Here is a 19,501-nt window from a genome sequence, read left to right on the forward strand (position 1 = left end):
TATATAATAAAGTAAAATATTATAATTGATAACGAACTCTAAGACTTATAAATCTTGGTAAAATAAAAGTTTCGTTAATAGAAAAAGCAAGATTACTTGTATTTACAGACGCTGTAGAACCTGTTGCTAATAGGTTACTACCTACTAACTCATATTCCCATTTTGCATCTTTATCTTTTCTATAAGCAAATGTTGCATCTAATATTTTATAAGAATTGGCAACAACTCCATCTTGTTTTACTTCATTATAAGAAAAATCTGAACGTATTGTTAAAGAGTTCCAAACATAAGCATCAAAACTTACAGAAGGCGCATTTGTAACACCTTTTACAATAGCATCTCTAGAACTGTTGTCTTGATCTGATAACCTTAAACTATAACCCAAAGAAAGATTTGGTGCTTTAGTAAAATTAGTACTTACACTTGCTGTATAACTTTGCGAAAATAATTCGTTTGTATTTTCTAAAGAGTTTATAAATTGATACGTTTTACTAAAACTATAATTAGCACCTAAAGAAGTTTTAATTTTATTAAATGTTTTACCAACTCTACCAGATGCTGTTAAACTCTCATTATCGAAAGGAGAATTTAAAGAAGTACTACTAGATACTACAGAACCATCTTCATAAATTACGTTAGAGTTAATTTGATCCATTGTTTTTCTATAGTTAATTCTTGCAAAAACATTGGTATAATTAAATAAATTAAAACTAGAGTAATTTAAATTAACATTATGTAATTGTGCATTCATTAACGCCTCATTACCATAATAAAAAGAATCATAACTATTGGCTACAATACCTCTTGCTAACTGATTAACGTCTGTAAAGTTAACTTCTTGTTTATAAGAAAAACGTAAACTTTCGCTTTGTTTAAACTGTGCTATCAAAGAAAATTCTGGAAATACTTTTTGAAATTGATCTTCAAAAATTTCTGTTTGATATTGTGTGTTTTTCACATTATAAGCATGCACTGTAAAACCTGGTGTAATTGTAAAAATACCAGCTTTTAAACGATATCTTAATCCTCCATAAATATCAGAAAAAGTATATTCTGTATCGTTAATTGTTTGCGGATCATCATTACCAGGAATAGTTGGTGTTGGTGTATGCTCACTTCCGTCATCTAAAATTTGAAAAAATCTAGAATCAAAATTTTGCTTACTTTGTATTGTACCAACCACAAAGTTTAAGTTACTTTTATCATTTAAAATATTATAGTAATCTAATTTTACATCTAACTGATTAGATTTTACACGTCTATCTTGCTCTAATGTATAAAGTAAATTTGTTGAAGTTGGCTCTGGATCTAAACCTAACGTTTCTGCTTCATCAACAAAACTATCTTTTTCTAAAGCAGCTACATAAAAAGGATCTTCGTCTTGTAATAAGTGCTGTGCTTCTAATGCAAAGATATTTTTTTCGTTTGCTGTATAGAAATAACTAAAATTCTGATTGATTTTATAAGGTGTTGATCTTTCATCTTCAGAAATATTATTTAACACATTAGACTCTACTTCATCTGTTCTAAACTCATTTGAAAAACGACCAATAAGATCGTAATTATATTGTTTTCTAGCGTTTTGCTTGTAGTTAGCACTAAACTTAAACAAACCTGTATTACTTGTTTGATCTGTTGTACTTACTTTGTTTTCATCTGGCGTAGCTTCATCTACGTAATCTATAATTGATGAATTTTTTTGTCCGTTACTATTACTAGAAAAAATTAAGAATCCACTTAAATCTAATTTTGTAGTTGGTGAGTAACTAAAGTTTATTGCACTTAATTTAGTTTCTATTCTATTTGCATTTCTTGCATTTGCTGTTAAAAAACCAATACCTGCATCTGCTAAACTTAAGTTTGTTCCGTTAGAAGGACTCTGGCTTCTAAAACCACCACTAAAATTTCTAATATCACTTCTATCTAAAACTACTTCTCCAATATTATTTACATCTCCAATTACGTTAATTGTATATTTTGGTGAATAGTAGAATAATTTTGGTTGAAACAAATATAAAGCTTCATCTGGTGCACTACCTCCTCCTGCAGTTACTTCTCCAAACCAAAAATTCTTTTTACCCTCTTTTAGTTTGATGTTAATAGCAACTCTGTCTTGGTTATTTTGCACACCGCTTAACTGACTTACATCTGCATAATTTCTTAAAACTTCAATTTTATCTAAAGCATTAGAAGGTATATTTTTTGTTGCTAGTTTTGTATCTCCATCAAAGAAATCTTTACCATCAATCATTATTTTTTCTACCGTGTTTCCTTCTACTTCAATTTCTCCATCATCATTAATTTCTACACCAGGTAGTTTCTTTATAACATCTTCTAATTTTCTTTCTGTACCATTCTGAAAAGAATCTGCGTTATAAACAATTGTATCTCCTTTTACCGTAACTGGCATTTTAGATACAATATTTATTCCTTCTAAAGCATTATCATAAGCCAACATAACATTATTAGTTATGTCTTCAGATTTTGTTTCTATATTAAATTCTGCTGGAATCATACCAACATAACTAATTTTTAAAATTATAGAAGCGTTTTTTTCTACATTTAATTTATAGTAACCATTTGCATCTGTAAAACCATAAGAGGCCATTTTATTAGTTACTTTATTAATAGCTAATACATTTGCCATTTCTAAAGGTTCACCAATACTATCTTTAACAACACCTGTTAATTTTACTTGTGCAGTAGCACAAAGTGAAACCATAAAAATGGTTAGTAGTAATATTTTTTTCATTAGTTGAATTATATTTATTTTTTATTTTTAGAAACGTCCACCACCACGGTTACCACCTCTACCTCTGTTCTGAAAGTTTTGTCTTAATTCTTCCATTTTTTTAGTAACAGTTTCTGTGTATTTTTCTCTAGTAATTTTTTTACCTTTTGTTGGCGCTTCTATAGATGCTTTTTCTGATGGATTTAAAACAATTTCTGTACATAAAATTGTTGTATTACCTTCACTAATTTCTAAAATTAAACCTGGTAAACCCCAGTATTCTCCAGGACCTGTACTTACTGGTATTTGTGGTGTATACCAAGCAGTAACTACAATTTGTTTTACTTCTTTTTCTTCTTCTTTTTTATCATCATTATTACCTGGTCTTCTAAAATTAGAAAAATCTAAAGGGTTAGCATCTTTTACTAAAGTTGCCTTATAGCATAAATAGTTACCTATTTGTTTTGTTTCTGCACCTAGCTCCCATTGTGGTTGCTCCATTTCGTCAGAAATTAAAAACTTTTTACCAAAAAATTCTGTAGATTCTAAAGCTACTTTGTCTTTAGTGTTTTTATATTTTGTTCCTCCTGTAGAAAAACCACCAAATCTAGGACCTCTTCCTCCACCACCAGTTGTTGGTGCATCTAATTTTGCATCTTCTTTATATAGTGAAGATGTTTTATCAAAGTCTAAAATAAATGTTTTCTCTAACTGAGATTTCATTCTTTCTTGAATTTGTTTCTTTCTAGCTTCAGACAATTGTTCTCCTCCTCTTGCAAAGTTATTTAGATCTATGCTTGTTTTAGACATGTAAGTAGCTTTACCTTGAAAGTCTTGTTGAGCAATTGTAACAAAAGAAGCAAATGCTAAAATGAATGTAAAAATTGATTTCATGTGTTCTGTTTATTTTTTTAATACTGATTGATATTACCTAAGACTTTTATAAAACAGAAAAGTTTAATCTAAATTCATTTTTTTTTAACCTTGTATGGTAATATTTATTCCTTTACCATCTCTACTTCTAAAACGCTCTAACATTTCTTTTTCTTTTTGAGCACTTATTTTGTTGTATTCTTCTTGGTTTACAACCTTACCTTTTTCTGGTGCTTCAATTTTAATTTCATCCGTAGGATTTAAAATTATTTCTGTACAAACCATAGTTGTTGTACCATCATTTATTTCTAAAATTAAACCTGGTAAGCCATAATAGGTACTTGGCCCATTGCTAACTGGTATTTGTGTTGTGTACCATGCGGTTGTAAGTACAGTTACTTTTTTGGTAACATTTTCTAATTTACCATCTACAACCTCCATACTTTTTTTATCTACTTCTTTAGATATTGTAGCTTTATAACAAGTATAATTACCAATATGTTTTGTTTCTGCAGTTAGTTGCCAATTGTATTTTGGTAAAACATCTTTTATTAAAAACCCTTTACCCATAATGTTTGTTTTATTAACAAACTTTTTTTCTTTAATATCTTTATAATAAACATCTGTACTGTTACCACCAAACATAGTAATTCCGCCTTTTTTTGGCTGTGGAACATTTAATTTTGCTTCTTGCTTGTAAATTGATGTAGATTTATCGAACTCTAAAATAAATGTCTTTTGATTCATTTTGCGCATTCTTTCTTCAATCTCTTTTATTTGACTCTCTGACATGTTAGATTTTGCTCCATCAATTTTAAAATTAGATTTTCTACTCGTCTTATAAATAGCTTTTCCTATAAACTCTTGGGCGCTTACAAAAACAGATAAACATAAAATTAGTAGTGTAAGTAGTTTAGTTTTCATGGTTTGATTTTTTAGTTATTTTATTAATATAGTTTATTCCTTTTTTCATTCTTACAATTAAAGTATCTATAGCTTTTGCTTTACCAACAGATTTAAAACTGTAATCTACCTTAAACTTAAGTTTTTTATCTTTAGTTTCTTTGGTTTTTACTTTAAACTCTAAAGAAACATTACTTTCTGGATCATTATCTTTAAATATACTTTTTATATCGTCCCAATTAATTGTTGCTAATTCTTCTTCAGAATCTACTTTAATACTAAAACCGGTTACATTAACATACGCTGCTTTTGGTGCACTTTTTTGAGAAAAGACAAGCAACGAAGTAAAAAAACAAATAATTAAGATTAGCTTACTCATAATAATTAATTTTAAATTCATTACAAAAATGGGTTTTAAATAACTATTACTTAGTTAACAAGTGTTAACGAGTGTTAACCGACTGATTATATAATTTTTACTGATTATATTTGACTTATGAATACCAAAAAGTATAAATGGATTTTCTACTTAATTACCGCTACAATTGTTGCAACAATTGCAGTACAATTCTATTGGAATTATAAAAATTACGAAGAAAATAAAATTAGAATTTCTAATGAAGTTCAACTAAGTTTAGATAATGCAATAGAAGAGTATTATGCCAAATTAGCTAAAGATGAAGTAACTACTATTATTGATTATAATAGAATTAAGGGTAAAACGAATAAAAAAATAAAATTTGATTCTATTTTTAAAAATTCTAGAAATTTTCAAAAAATAAAATCGCTTATTAAAAAAGACACTTCTGTAAAACCAAAATTTGAAATTACCAATATTGCTATTACTACAGATGATAAAAATGATGCAAAAAAAACAGATTCTATTTTTAAAGAATTAACAAAAGAAATTAATCCAAAAAACATAAAAAGTGTTCAAGTTTTTAAAAATAATACATTTAATAGAAAAGATGAATTAAAGTATTTTATGGGTCAAAAAGCTGCAGATAGTTTAAAACTAATAGATAATTTAAAACCTATTGTAGTTTCTATTACATCTAATTTTGTAGAATACAATCAATTAGACTCTTTAATTACAAACCAATTAAAACAAAAAGAAATCTCTATTGATTATACATTTCAGCATTTTAAAAGTGATACCATTTTTTACACCTCTAAAGATACTTTTTTTATTAAAAAACCAGTAAGAAGTATTTCATCAAAATCTACCTATTTAAAAAAGAATGAAGCATTTAAATTACTTTTTATCAACCCAAATTTAGAAGCTCTAAAACGAAGTTCTTTTGGTATTTTATTATCACTTTTACTATCAATTTTAATTATTTCCTCTTTGTTTTATTTGCTAAAAATAATCAATCAACAAAAAGATTTAGCAACCATAAAAAACGATTTAATTAGTAATATTACGCATGAGTTTAAAACACCAATAGCAACGGTTTCTACAGCTATAGAAGCCATTGAAAACTTTAATGTTTTAGATGATAAAGAAAAAACAAAAAAATACCTTTCTATGTCTTCTATTCAATTAAAAAAACTACATCAAATGGTAGAAAAACTGTTAGAAACAGCAACACTAGATAGTGAGCAATTAATCTTAAAAAAAGAAACTATTGATATTACAGAGCTAATAAAAAAATTAGTTTTAAAACATCAATTATTGTCTAACGGAAAAGAATTAATATTTTCTACCAACTTAAAACCTGTTTATGTTAACGTTGATGCTTTTCATTTTGAAAACGTAATTTCTAATTTAATTGACAACGCAATAAAATATGGCGGAAATAAAATAGAAATTAATATAAATGCTATTTTAGACTTTACAGAAATTACTGTTGCAGATAACGGAAAAGGAATTCTTCAAAATCAACAAGAAAAGATTTTTGATAAATTTTATAGAGTACCAAAAGGCAATACACATAATGTAAAAGGTTTTGGGATAGGCTTGTATTATTGTAAAAAAATAATTGAAAAACACTTAGGTAACATCTCTTTATCATCAACAAAAAACAATACTATTTTTAAAATAAATATTCCTAATGAATAACATAAAAATACTTTTAGCAGAAGACGAAGCTAGTTTAGGAATGATTGTAAAAGAAAGTTTAGAAACTAGAAACTTTACTGTTTTTCATGCTGAAAATGGCGAAGAAGCTTTAGATATTTATCAAAAAGAAAATGTAGATATTTTAGTTTTAGATGTTATGATGCCTAAAAAAGATGGCTTTACACTTGCCAAAGAAATCCGGCAAGAGAACAAAGAAATTCCTATTATTTTTTTAACTGCAAAATCGCAAACTTCTGATGTTTTAGAAGGTTTTAATAACGGAGGAAATGATTACCTAAAAAAACCTTTTTCTATGGAAGAATTAATTGTTAGAATTAAGTCTTTATTAAATAGAATTGAAATAAAACCACAAACAGACGCTATTAAAATTGGTAATTATCTTTTTAATTACACCAAACAAACTTTAACTTTTTTAGATGTAAAACAACAACTTACAAGTAGAGAAGCAGAATTATTACTGCATTTACACAAAAAGAAAAATGAAGTTTTAGACCGAACTTTTATATTGAATAAATTATGGGGAAATGATGATTTTTTTAATGCCAGAAGCATGGATGTTTTTATAAGTAAACTAAGAAAGAAACTAAAAAACGATGCTAATGTTAAGATTATTAACGTAAGAGGTTATGGTTATAAACTAATTTGCTAGTTTTTTTATCTATTAAAAAACATCATTCTTTAAAAAGATAACTAATTAAAAATCAAACAAAAAGACAAAAGTAACTTCTATTTATAAAGATAAAATATGTTAAATTTATTCTTTTTTTAAAAATTTATATTCTTTTTTGTAACAAAAACTTAGACTCTAACGTATAATAAGTTGTAGCGATTATATTAATGCTTAAAAAAGTTATAGAGAATTAGATGAGACAACTTAAAATTACCAAGCAGGTTACCAATAGAGAAACTGCATCGTTAGATAAATATTTACAAGAGATAGGAAAAGTAGACTTAATTACTGCTGATGAAGAAGTGGAATTAGCTCAACTTATTAAAGCAGGAGACCAAAGAGCTTTAGAAAAATTAACTAAAGCCAACTTAAGGTTTGTTGTCTCTGTAGCAAAACAATACCAAAATCAAGGATTAACATTACCAGATTTAATTAACGAAGGTAACTTAGGTTTAATTAAAGCTGCAAAACGTTTTGATGAAACAAGAGGTTTTAAATTTATATCTTATGCTGTTTGGTGGATTCGTCAATCTATATTACAAGCTTTAGCAGAACAATCTAGAATTGTACGTTTACCGTTAAACAAAATTGGTTCTATCAATAAAATTAACAAAATGTATGCTTTCTTAGAGCAAGAAAATGAAAGACCTCCAAGTCCGGAAGAAATTGCTAAGAAATTAGACATGACTGTTAATGACGTAAAAGAATCTATGAAAAATTCTGGTCGTCACGTATCTATGGATGCTCCTTTAATTGAGGGTGAAAACTCTAACTTATACGACGTATTAAACTCTGGAGAGTCTCCAAACCCAGATAGAGTTTTATTACATGAGTCTTTAAGAATAGAAATTAATAGAGCCTTAGAAACACTAACTCCTAGAGAGGCAGATGTTGTAAAATTATACTTTGGTTTAGGTGAACACCAACCAATGACTTTAGAAGAAATTGGAGAAACTTTTGATTTAACTAGAGAACGTGTTCGTCAAATTAAAGAAAAAGCAATTAGAAGACTAAAACACACTTCTAGATCTAAAATTTTAATGACGTATTTAGGATAATAGAAACAATAAATTATCGTAATTAATTATCATATTAAAAACTCTCGAAATAAAATTCGAGAGTTTTTTTGTTCTTTACTTTACAACATAATTTTTTATACTCTAAATCATACTTTTGAAAAAACTGTTATTATTTATATCGTCATTATTTTTTAGCAATATAAATGCTCAATCAGAATTTGATTTAGAGACCGTTTTAAGAATGGAAAAAAGAGATATGATTGTTATGAAAATTGACTCCTATTTGAATAAAAAATCTGAATATGGAGAAAAGATTGAAAAATTAAACTCCTCTCAACAAACTTTTCTTTTCGTAGAAAATTTAGAACGCGAAATAAATAATGGAGGATTTAATCAATTTTATTTTAATTCTAGTGGAGATTTTTGTCTAGAAACTGTAAATGCTTTGTTAGAAATTGGAGCTAAAAAAACGGCTGAAATTGTAAAAAAAGCGAACTCAGAATTTAAAGAGGAAATTGTTACAAAAGACAGAACTAAAAGACAAAATCAATTAGAACTGATTAAAAAAAATGCAGAAGATAACTGGAGTAAATACAATTCGGAATTTTATGAGTATCAAGATAATTTAACCGAACTATTAATTGTATTTGTTATTAAAAACAAATCTGATTTTAAAAAATAATGTTTTTAACCTACATTTAGATGAATAAATAGGTAAAAAAAGAAAAGCCATCATTACTATTGATGGCTTTTCTTATCTTGATTTTTTATGTAATTACAATCTTTTAATTTATTATCAATTTATTAGTATCATAATCTCTGTAATCATTAGATATTTTAATAAAATACAGTCCAGATTTTAATCCTTCTCTCTTTAATTGAATCTTATTATTACCTATTTCTGTATTAACTTCAAATTTTCTAATTCTTGCTCCTGTTAAAGAATACACTTCTATTTCTGTAGTAGTATTAATTTCTGAATAAAAACTAATTTCTGATGTAGAACTCATCGGGTTTGGATATATCATTGTTTTATTCTCTTCAATTATTTCATCATTTACACTTAAAACACTCTGAGTAAACAATATATCTCTTAAATTTAATTCTCTAGAAACTACCTCTACTCCATCCGAAGACATTGTAAACACCATACTTACTGCATCAGTTAAATCAATATCATCAGCAATAGCAGATGCAAAATGATCTAAAGGAACCGCATAATGAGTTTCATTCTCATTTAATGTAATTGTAGTTCTAAACTGATTTTCCCATGCATCAATACTTTCTTTTACAATTGTAATTTCTACATCTCCTATTCCGTTAGCATCAAACTCTAAAATATCGAATTCAGATAAATCAACCGCTGTAAATCTTGGAGTAAAAGACCTAAAAGCAGAAACATATTCGCTTGTTGTTGCTTTTAGAGCTATATTTCTTTCTACTCTATAACCACTTCCTGTATAAATTTCATCATTCTGAGTAATAGAGAAATCTGTAACTGTTGTTCCTTCTGGAGAATCATCTTTACCCCAAACACCATCAGACATAAATAAATCATCTGGAGTTAAATTGTACTCATTTTCTATTCTAAAACCGATATCAAAAATATTACCTGTTTCAATCACTAGATTTTCTATGTAACTACCTGTTAATTGTATAGTTTCGTTAAAGTATTCTGTTTCTGAAGTTTCAGTTCTTTTAAACCCTGCATCAATTACAGCACTAGTACCTCTTCTTACATTTATTAACTCTAATTCTAAAGCTCCGTTTTTGTACTCTCCTCTTTTTACAAATAATGGTGGAGGAGTAGAAGTTGCATACTCTGTAATAGGTTTTTGAATATCGAATAATGTTAGAGCTTCTTGACCTAAAGCTAACAAATCATCTATACTACTAGCCCAAATTTGAAAGTTATAATAAGTAGCTCCTTCTTGATATTTATCAATATTCCAATGACTATCAATTACAAAGTTTTCTTCATCATCAGTTAATCTACCAGAAAAACTTAATACAAATTCTTTAGATCCGTTGCTATTTTCTATTATAGATTTAATAAAATGAACCCCTTCTTCTTCTCCTTCTCCTTCTTCAGAATCTTCTTGAAATAGCTCTATTGTAGAAACAGATAATAATTTTGCACCTAATAATCTATCGCAAATAAACTTAGTATGTTCATAAACACCGTTTTCTGTTTTTGTTGCTAATACTACAGCTACAGTTTCTGAACCTTTTAAATAATCAACAGAATATAACTCTGTAGCATTAGTTATGTTTAATAAATCTAATGGTGATGATTCTACCGTTTCTGTTTCTGAGATTACACCTAAAGGAATTAAATCTTTTAATTCAAAACTTGTAGTTTTAGCAGATGTTTTCTTATAATTTTCTGACTTAATAACTTTTTTTGCTGAAAATTTATCAAACTTATAGTTTTCTTTAATTCTTAAATAATTTCTTTGATTGATTTTTTGTGAAAGTCTATCGTTACTTTCTAAACCTCCATCGCTTCCACTAGAAACCTCTGGCGTAATAACAGGACAAGATGCAACACCAGAACAAGCAGGATCATCACAATCTGTTAAACCATCACCATCATCATCTAAACCATTTGAGCAGTCTTCTTGCGGCACAGGAGCAGAAGGACATCTTGCACCATCGTTAGAGCTACTAGAAGGACCAAAAGCAAAAAGATTAGAATCCATTGTACTGCCTGCTGTTAAATCTTGTACATTTTGAATTACATAAACGGTTCCTGTTTCATTTGCTGATACATAAAAACGTCCAGAAGCATCAAAATAAACAGCTCCGTATGTATATCTAAAACCAGATAAAATTGGTACTTCTCCTAAATCTGTAATTACACTCGTTTCAGAGTCTATTCTATATAACTTATTTGTACTCTTTTCTACAGTATATAAATGTCCGTCTACAGCATTAAAAGCCCAATCATGAATATTAATACTTTTAGACAACTCATTAGTACTTAAAACTTCTGTATATGTATCTGAACTTGGGTCTAAATCTATTTTATAAAATGTACTTGAAGATCCTGCTTTTGCATAATAGATTCCATCAACACTTACATCTCCTACATATCTATTTTTTGTAGATAATTCATTAATTGTAATAACTTCTACTTGAAAGTCTTTACCTATTCTAACAATATTTTTACTAGACTGTAAAGAACCCCAAATATAACCATCAACAGAATTGTAACCTGCTGCGTTTATATTGGTTGATGTAATATTTTCGGCCACTAAATACGAGCTTCCTGAAGCTAAATCTAATGCATAAACATCATTTCTTTGAAATAAATATGCATTATAATCACAATTAAAAGGCTCGCTTTGCGCATAAATCGATAAACTTAAAATTATACATAAAACTGAGAATAATTTTGTTTTGAGGGGATGTAATTTTGTTATCATTTTTTCTGTTTTTTTGTCAAAGATAATTTCTTAACGTCTCTAAATATAACAAAATTAGATTACTAACACAAATCTATAGATGAAATGTAATCTTAAAATGATTAATTTTTAAACAAAAAAAAACTCCTTCGTTAAAAGAAGAAGTTTTTTTGTTTGAAAGTATTTTATTAATTCTAATCTACATTATCATGTAAAAATGAATTATTAGATTTTAAATTTAATTCATCTGTGTCTTTTTGAATAGATGTTTTATTGCTACTAATAGGCCCATTTGTATTTAAATCTATACCTAATCTTTTATAAGCTGGTTGACGCTCTATTTCATCTATATTTTTACTCATTTGATCGTTAAACTTATAATTGAAACCTTTCATCTTTTTACGTCTCTCTTCTGCTCTTCTTTGAAGCTCGTTTATTGTTAAATCTAACGGAGACACTTCTTCACTACTTACTTCAAAATTATCATGAGATTCTGTTGTTTTTGTTTTTAATTCAAATTTAATCTCATCTTTATCTTCTTTATCATCAACAATAACAGAACTTTTACCAATAGTTGGTTTAGCATCAAATTCTTCTAAAACATAACGTTTTTCTACTGTCTTTCTTTCAAATGTAATTTCTTCTACTCCAGAAACCTCAATTTCATTTACATTAACCTTAGGTGTTTCTTGTATCGGTTTTACCTGTCTTTTTGATGTTAAAGGTAAATCAAACAACAATTTTTCTTGAACTTCTTTAGGTTCTTCTTCAATAACTTCTTCTACAACAGGAGTTACATCATTAATAATAAAATCATCTTCAGAAACGATATCTAAAGTAATTTCTTCTGGAACTACTTGTGTTTCTATAACCTGATTAGTTATTTGTGTTGGCTTAGGCGCTACTTCTTCTTCCTCTTCTAAAACATGTACCACTTTTTGCGGCACTTCTTTAGAAATAGGCTCATTTGAAGCAGGCTCGTTACTTATTGTTTTTTCTCCAAAATCATAAGTTGCCTTTTGTTCGTCTTCTAAAGTATGTACAATTTTCTTTACTTCTGTATTAGTAATTGTATTTTGTTGATCTGCAGCAAAACCAGTTGCAACGATAGTTACCGAAATAGCTTCACCTATACTTTCATCTTCACCAATACCCATAATAATGTTGGCATCATAACCAGCTTCATCTTGAATGTAATCATTGATTTCTCCAATTTCATCAAGTGTAACTTCATTTGTACCTGACACAATTAATAACAACACATTTTTAGCTCCGGTAATTTTATTATCATTTAACAATGGAGAATCTAATGCTTTTTCTATGGCTGTTTTTGCTCTATTTGTACCTTCTTCTTTTGCAGAACCCATAATTGCAGTACCACTATTAGAAAGCACTGTTTTAGCATCATGTAAATCTATATTTTGTTTATAGTGATGTGTTATAACTTCTGCAATTCCTCTAGATGCAGTAGATAATACTTCGTCTGCTTTAGAAAACCCTGCTTTAAAACCAAGATTTCCATAAACTTCACGAAGTTTGTTATTATTAATTACAATTAAAGAATCTACATTTTGGCGCAGTTGATCGATTCCTATTTGAGCTTGTTTAGAACGTCTTCTTCCTTCAAACTGAAAAGGCATGGTTACAATACCTACAGTAAGGATCTCCATATCTTTTGCAATTTTTGCTATAATTGGCGCAGCTCCAGTACCTGTTCCACCTCCCATACCAGCAGTAATAAATACCATTTTTGTTTGGGTATTTAACATTTGCTGAATCTCTTGTAAACTTTCTTTAGCTGCCTTTGCACCAATCTCTGGGTTAGCTCCTGCACCTAAACCTGAAGTTAAATTAACACCTAACTGAATTTTATTGGGAATAGGGCTATTTTCTAAAGCTTGAGCATCTGTATTACAAATTACAAAGTCTACTCCTTTTATTTGTTGTGTAAACATGTGGTTTACTGCATTGCTACCTCCACCACCAACACCAATTACTTTAATTGTATTAGATTGTGTTTTTGGCATGTCAAATGAAATGTTATCAAATTCTGCGCTCATAATAACGTATCTATTGTTTAATGTTTCTAATTTATTTTTTACTTTTTCTTTTTTATTCTGCGTTATCTAAAAAATCTTTTAAAGATTCTGTAAATTTTTCTAAAAAAGACTTTTTCTTTTTTAATTTTGGTTTAGGCTCTTCTGCCTTAACAGGCTCTTCTTCAATTTCAATTGTTTTTTCTTCTGGCTTAAAAACCTCTTCTTCAACAACTTCTTTTTCTTCTACAATTGTTTCAACTTCTTTATCTTTTTTCTCCAAACCTTCCATTAACAAACCTACTGCTGTTGCGTAAGATGGACTTGATAAAGCGTCATCAGAATCTCCTGCCAAATGCTCATTAGGATAACCTATTCTAGCATCCATACCCGTAATATATTCTACCAGTTGGCGTAAATGTTTTAATTGTGCACCACCACCTGTTAAAACAATACCTGCAATTAATTTTCCTTTTGCAGTTTCGTGTCCATAATTTTTTATCTCTAGATACACATGCTCAATAATTTCTTGAACTCTAGCATGTATAATTTTAGATAAGTTTTTAAGTGTAATCTCTTTAGGCTCTCTACCTCTTAACCCTGGTATAGAAACTATTTCTGTTTCTTTATTTTCTCCTGGCCATGCAGAACCAAACTTAATTTTTAACAATTCTGCTTGTTTTTCTATAATAGAACAACCTTCTTTAATATCATCTGTAATTACATTTCCTCCAAAAGGAATTACTGCTGTATGTCTAATAATACCATCTTTAAAAATAGCTAAATCCGTAGTTCCACCACCTATATCTATTAAAGCAACACCAGCTTCTTTTTCTTCTTGGCTTAAAACAGCAGATGCTGATGCTAATGGCTCTAATGTAATTTCATTTAAACCTAAACCAGCACTTTTTACACATCTACCTATATTTCTTATTGATGAAACTTGCCCAACAACTACATGAAAATTGGCTTCTAAACGACCACCATACATCCCTATAGGCTCTTTAATATCTGCCTGAGAATCTACTTTGTATTCTTGCGGTAAAACATGAATAATTTCTTCTCCTGGTAACATTACTAGTTTATGCACCTGATTTACCAAATCTTCTATATCAGAGTCATCAATTACCTCATCGGCATGGCTTCTTGTAATATAATCACTATGATGTAAACTTCTAATGTGTTGCCCAGCTATACCAACAACAACTTCATCAATCTTTAAACCAGAAACACTTTCCGCTTCATCTACAGATTGTTGTATAGATTGAATTGTTTGTGTTATATTGCTTACAACACCTCTTTTTACACCTAAACTTTTAGCTTTACCTATACCAACAACCTCAATTTTATCGTATTCATTTTTACGACCAATCATGGCAACAATTTTGGTTGTACCAATATCTAAACCAACTGCTATTTTATTGTTCTCCATTTTTGATTTATTTTGTACACACAACTTGGTTGTGATATTTTACATTTATTCTTTTATAATCTTTAATCGTTTTATCTTCAAATACTGTATTATAAAACGCTTTTAACTTTTTAATTTTAACATCTATTTCTGTTAACTTACCAAAGTCTATTTTGTAATCTCCACTTCTTACAGAAAGTTGATATTCTCCATTACTCTTTCTTTCTATACCAATAACTTCTTCTTTTAAAAATTTATCGTTATAAACAATCGATAAAAAAGGCAATACCTCTTTAATATCGTCATCACTTTCAACTCCAAAAACCAACATAACTCTTGCTGTAAAATTATCTGACAAAGGAAAACTTACTCCTTCTTTATCAACATAGTAAGAATTATCATTGTTAATAACTCTAGCTATTGGGGTACGTTGTTTTATGGTAGATTTTAAGACTCCATTTATTGTTAAAAACACTGCTGCACTCTTAACAAACGGATTCTTAGAGACTTTCTTTTCTAAATCGTGTAAATTTATAACAGATTTAGTTTGATTTTTAACTGTTGAATCATTTTGTATTAACAATTTATTAACCATAGCATGAGTTAAAAAATTATTATCTCCTGCATCAAATTCTACAACAACTTCTTTTACTTTTTTATTATAATTTCTTTTTGAAGAAAAACTACATAAAAAGCTTAAACTAATAATTAGTAAAAAAAATAGTATGTATTTTAAAAACTTTTTAAATTTCATTTGCTATTGTTTTTAAAAGTTCTTTTGTTACATCATTAATTACAGCTCCAATATCTCCTGCTCCTAACATTACCACTACTTCTGCATCAGATTTTTTTATCTCTTCTATTATATTATTTTTTTTAATTATTTTTTTCTTATCGTTATAAATTTTACTTAACAACCATTCTGAGTTTACCCCCTTAATTGGCTCTTCTCTTGCAGGGTAAATATCTAGTAACAAAACCTCATCAAACTTAGATAACGAATCTGCAAAACTATCAATAAAATCTCTAGTTCTACTAAATAAATGAGGTTGAAATACAACTAATATTTCTTTGTTAGGATACATTTCTCTAACAGAAGCTTCTACGGCATTAATTTCTGTTGGATGATGTGCATAATCATCAATTAAAACAAAATTTTCTGTTTTTATCTTATATGAAAATCTACGTTTTACTCCTTTAAAAACAGCCAAACTTTCTTTAATTTTTTCTAATGATATGCCATAAATATCTGCAAGTGATAATGCAGCCAAAGCATTCATTACATTATGATGACCTGGCAAAAGAAATTCTATATCTTTAATTTCTGATGAAGGTGTTTTAACATCAAAAATATATTTACCTCTTACAATTCTTAAGTTATAGGCTTTATAATCTGCATCATCATTAATTGCATAAGTTAATCCTTTTAAAGGCAAACCTTTTGCAACAACTAACGTATTAGATACTTTTTTAGAAAACTCTACAAAAGACTCTTTTAAAGCTTCTGCATTTCCATAAATATCTAAATGATCTGCATCCATAGAAGTTACACAAGCAATATTAGGACTCAGTTTTAAGAAAGATCTATCAAACTCATCTGCCTCTACTACACTTACCTTATCTTCACCTAATATTAAATTTGAATTGTAATTTTCTGCAATTCCGCCTAAAAAAGAAGTTGCTTTTACTTCCGTCATAATATGACCCAAAATAGAAGATGTTGTTGTTTTACCGTGCGTACCTGCAACTGCTAAACAGAATGTGCTTTCTGTTATTTTACCTAAAATCTCTGCCCTTTTTAAAACTGTAAAATTATTATCTAAAAAATAATTTAACTCTATATTTTCCTTAGAAATTGCTGGCGTATAAACCACCAATGTATCCTTTTTTTCTAAAAATGAAATCGGCACATTTTTTAAAGCATCTTTAAAGTGAATTTGAACTCCCAAATTTTCTAAATCTTGAGTAATTTGTGTTGAATTTTTATCATAACCAGCCACATTTTTTCCATTAGAAACAAAGTAACGAGCAATTGCACTCATACCAATGCCTCCAATACCGACAAAATAGACGTTATGTATATTCTTTAAATTCACTACTTTAATAATTTTTCTACTTCATTAACAATATCTATTGTTGCACTTGGCAACGCTAATTCTTTAATATTTTTAGACAACTGTTGCTGTCTTTTATCATCTTTTATCAGTTCTTTAAATACAGAAGAAAATGTTTCTAATTCTGTTTCTTTTAATAAAATTGCTCCCTCTTTATCTGCAATTGATTTTGCATTTTTTGTTTGATGATCTTCTGCAACATTAGGAGAAGGAATAAAAATTACAGGTTTACCTACTATACATAATTCTGATACAGAACTTGCGCCCGCTCTAGAAATTATAATATCTGATGCTGCATAAGCTAAATCCATTCTATTTAAAAACTGATGCACTTGCACATTATCTAACTCATTGTATTTTTTATACTCATCAAAATAAAACTTACCACATTGCCAAACAATTTGCACTTCTTTACTTTTAAAGAAATTTAAATTATTTTCTACTAATTGATTTATTTTTCTTGCTCCTAAACTTCCTCCTAAAATGAGTACAGTTTTCTTAGTTTTATCTAACTTAAAAAACTCTTTTCCTTCTTTTCTCTTTGTGTCAATTGTTAATAAATCTTGACGAACAGGGTTTCCTGTTTTAACAATTTTTTCAACAGGAAAAAAACGTTCTAAATTATCATAAGCAACACAGATTTTATGAGCTTTTTTACCTAATAATTTATTGGTAATTCCTGGAAAAGAATTCTGTTCTTGTATTAACGTAGGAAATCCTTTTTTATTCGCCATTATTAAAGTTGGCCCACTTGCAAACCCACCCGTACCAATTGCTACATCGGGCTTAAATTCTTTAATTATTCTTTTTGCTTCTCGCAAACTACTCATCAACTTAAACGGAAAAGACAAATTATCTATTGTTAATTTTCTTTGAATGCCAGAAATCCACAAACCTTTAATTTTATATCCCGCTTGCGGAACTTTTTCCATTTCCATTTTATCTTTTGCACCTACAAACAAAAAATTAGCTTCCGGATAACGTAATTTTATCTCGTTAGCAATTGCTATTGCAGGATAAATATGCCCTCCTGTTCCTCCGCCTGAAATTAGTATGTTAATCGACTGTTTCATGAAGTATGTCTAAAGGGTTATCATCTAAAATATCTTCTTCTGTTTCTTCTTTTGATGCACTTACACTTAAAATCATTCCTAAAGCAAAACACGTCATCCAAATAGAAGTACCACCACTACTAATTAACGGTAAAGTTTGCCCTGTTACCGGAAATAAATTTGTTGCTACAGCCATATTTATTGTTGCTTGAAAAACAATAGGAATACCTACACCTAACACCAGTAGAACTCCAAAGATTGTTGTTGTTTTTCTTACAACAACAAAAATTCTAAACAACAATAAAAAATAAATACACACTATTACAAAACCACCAACTAAACCATATTCTTCTACAATAATTGCATAAATAAAATCTGAGGTTGATTGTGGTAAAAAGTTTTTTTGTACACTTTTTCCTGGTCCTACACCTAATGTTCCTCCTTTTGCAATTGCTATTTTTGCTTTTTCTACTTGATAAGAATCTCCACTTTCATCTTCAAAAAAACTACCTATCCTACTTTCCCAAGTTTGTACTCTATTTGGCATTATATCCGGAAAAGCTTTTGCAAATAATATAAATATTAAAAGCGCAACAATACCTGCTCCTAAAATAACGCCTATTTGCTTTATAGGATAACCACCAATAAAAGATAAAACCAAAATCATCATAAAAATGATGGCTGTTGTAGAAAAATTTGCTGGTAAAATCAATACCAAAACAGCAAATACTGGCAACCATAATTGCCATAAACTTTCTTTAAAATTTATTTTACCTTCTTTATTTTTTGCCAAATATCTTGCCACGTAAACCATTAATACCAAACCTGCCAAAGTAGATGTTTGAAAACCCAAACCACCTATTCTAATCCATCTACTAGCATTTGCACCACCAATGGTAGTACCTTGTGCCATTGTAAAAACTAATAAAATTATAATTACAGGCAACATTAACACAGATCCACCAGAAAAGTATCTGTAAGGTATTTTATGAACTCCATAAATAATAAGAAATCCCATTATTAAATGAAAAATATGCTTTGCCAAATAACCTAAAGTAGAACCAGAACCAACAACATACACTAAATTTGTACTTGCACTATAAACAGGCATAAACGAAAATATAGACAAAATGGCAAATATTGCCCAAATTGTTTTATCTCCTTTTATATGTTGAAAAATGGTTTTCATTTCTACGTTATTA

Annotated in this window: 15 protein-coding genes; 4 read left to right on the plus strand and 11 right to left on the minus strand. The window is 28.6% G+C overall.

Annotation, left to right across the window (positions count from 1 at the left end):
- Positions 1–19: 19 nt before the first annotated feature.
- The 4 genes from KI686_RS06755 to KI686_RS06770 all read right to left on the minus strand — a co-directional run bounded on the left by KI686_RS06755 (position 20) and on the right by KI686_RS06770 (position 4,886).
- A complete protein-coding gene (locus KI686_RS06755; protein WP_237588509.1) occupies positions 20–2,752 on the minus strand; it encodes a carboxypeptidase-like regulatory domain-containing protein in 2,733 nt (910 codons plus the stop codon).
- 27 nt (positions 2,753–2,779) lie between these two features.
- Positions 2,780–3,625 (minus strand): GLPGLI family protein, encoded by an 846-nt coding sequence (locus tag KI686_RS06760; RefSeq protein WP_237588510.1) that lies wholly within the window; start codon positions 3,623–3,625, stop codon positions 2,780–2,782.
- 84 nt (positions 3,626–3,709) lie between these two features.
- Positions 3,710–4,528 carry a GLPGLI family protein gene (locus KI686_RS06765; protein ID WP_237588511.1) on the minus strand — a complete coding sequence of 273 codons (819 nt, stop codon included), beginning with the start codon at positions 4,526–4,528 and terminating at the stop codon, positions 3,710–3,712.
- Entirely contained in the window at positions 4,518–4,886 is a 369-nt protein-coding gene (locus tag KI686_RS06770; RefSeq protein ID WP_237588512.1) for a hypothetical protein, read from the minus strand. Before KI686_RS06770 ends, KI686_RS06765 begins: the two co-directional genes overlap by 11 nt.
- 117 nt (positions 4,887–5,003) lie before the next feature.
- Between KI686_RS06770 and KI686_RS06775 the strand changes: the two genes are divergently transcribed.
- The 4 genes from KI686_RS06775 (at position 5,004) to KI686_RS06790 (ending at position 8,961) form a co-directional block, all read left to right on the plus strand.
- Positions 5,004–6,569 (plus strand): sensor histidine kinase, encoded by a 1,566-nt coding sequence (locus KI686_RS06775; RefSeq protein WP_237588513.1) that lies wholly within the window; start codon positions 5,004–5,006, stop codon positions 6,567–6,569.
- Positions 6,562–7,239 carry a response regulator transcription factor gene (locus KI686_RS06780; protein ID WP_237588514.1) on the plus strand — a complete coding sequence of 226 codons (678 nt, stop codon included), beginning with the start codon at positions 6,562–6,564 and terminating at the stop codon, positions 7,237–7,239. The genes KI686_RS06775 and KI686_RS06780 overlap by 8 nt, the downstream gene beginning before the upstream one ends.
- A gap of 215 nt (positions 7,240–7,454) precedes the next feature.
- A complete protein-coding gene (locus KI686_RS06785) occupies positions 7,455–8,318 on the plus strand; it encodes a sigma-70 family RNA polymerase sigma factor (protein WP_237588515.1) in 864 nt (287 codons plus the stop codon).
- Positions 8,319–8,433: 115 nt separating this feature from the next.
- The gene (locus KI686_RS06790; protein WP_237588516.1) at positions 8,434–8,961 is read left to right on the plus strand and encodes a DMP19 family protein; all 528 of its coding nucleotides are present in this window, start codon (positions 8,434–8,436) and stop codon (positions 8,959–8,961) included.
- 103 nt (positions 8,962–9,064) lie between these two features.
- Here KI686_RS06790 and KI686_RS06795 read toward each other — a convergent pair whose 3' ends face one another.
- The 7 genes from KI686_RS06795 to KI686_RS06825 form a co-directional block, all read right to left on the minus strand.
- Positions 9,065–11,707 (minus strand): T9SS type A sorting domain-containing protein, encoded by a 2,643-nt coding sequence (locus KI686_RS06795; protein WP_237588517.1) that lies wholly within the window; start codon positions 11,705–11,707, stop codon positions 9,065–9,067.
- Between the two features lie 173 nt (positions 11,708–11,880).
- Positions 11,881–13,746: a cell division protein FtsZ gene (gene ftsZ / locus KI686_RS06800; protein WP_237588518.1), complete on the minus strand. Its 1,866-nt coding sequence runs from the start codon at positions 13,744–13,746 to the stop codon at positions 11,881–11,883.
- A 52-nt stretch (positions 13,747–13,798) separates the two neighbouring features.
- Entirely contained in the window at positions 13,799–15,154 is a 1,356-nt protein-coding gene (gene ftsA, locus KI686_RS06805) for a cell division protein FtsA (protein WP_237588519.1), read from the minus strand.
- A gap of 7 nt (positions 15,155–15,161) precedes the next feature.
- On the minus strand, positions 15,162–15,887 hold the full coding sequence (locus tag KI686_RS06810) for a cell division protein FtsQ/DivIB (protein WP_237588520.1): 726 nt from the start codon (positions 15,885–15,887) through the stop codon (positions 15,162–15,164).
- Complete coding sequence (gene murC, locus KI686_RS06815) at positions 15,877–17,229, minus strand: UDP-N-acetylmuramate--L-alanine ligase (protein WP_237588521.1); 1,353 nt, start codon at positions 17,227–17,229, stop codon at positions 15,877–15,879. The genes KI686_RS06810 and murC overlap by 11 nt, the downstream gene beginning before the upstream one ends.
- On the minus strand, positions 17,229–18,320 hold the full coding sequence (gene murG, locus KI686_RS06820; RefSeq protein ID WP_237588522.1) for an undecaprenyldiphospho-muramoylpentapeptide beta-N-acetylglucosaminyltransferase: 1,092 nt from the start codon (positions 18,318–18,320) through the stop codon (positions 17,229–17,231). The genes murC and murG overlap by 1 nt, the downstream gene beginning before the upstream one ends.
- Complete coding sequence (locus KI686_RS06825) at positions 18,304–19,488, minus strand: FtsW/RodA/SpoVE family cell cycle protein (protein WP_237588523.1); 1,185 nt, start codon at positions 19,486–19,488, stop codon at positions 18,304–18,306. The genes murG and KI686_RS06825 overlap by 17 nt, the downstream gene beginning before the upstream one ends.
- Positions 19,489–19,501 lie beyond the last annotated feature (13 nt).

Source organism: Polaribacter sargassicola, assembly GCF_021991835.1.
GTDB lineage: Bacteria > Bacteroidota > Bacteroidia > Flavobacteriales > Flavobacteriaceae > Polaribacter > Polaribacter sargassicola.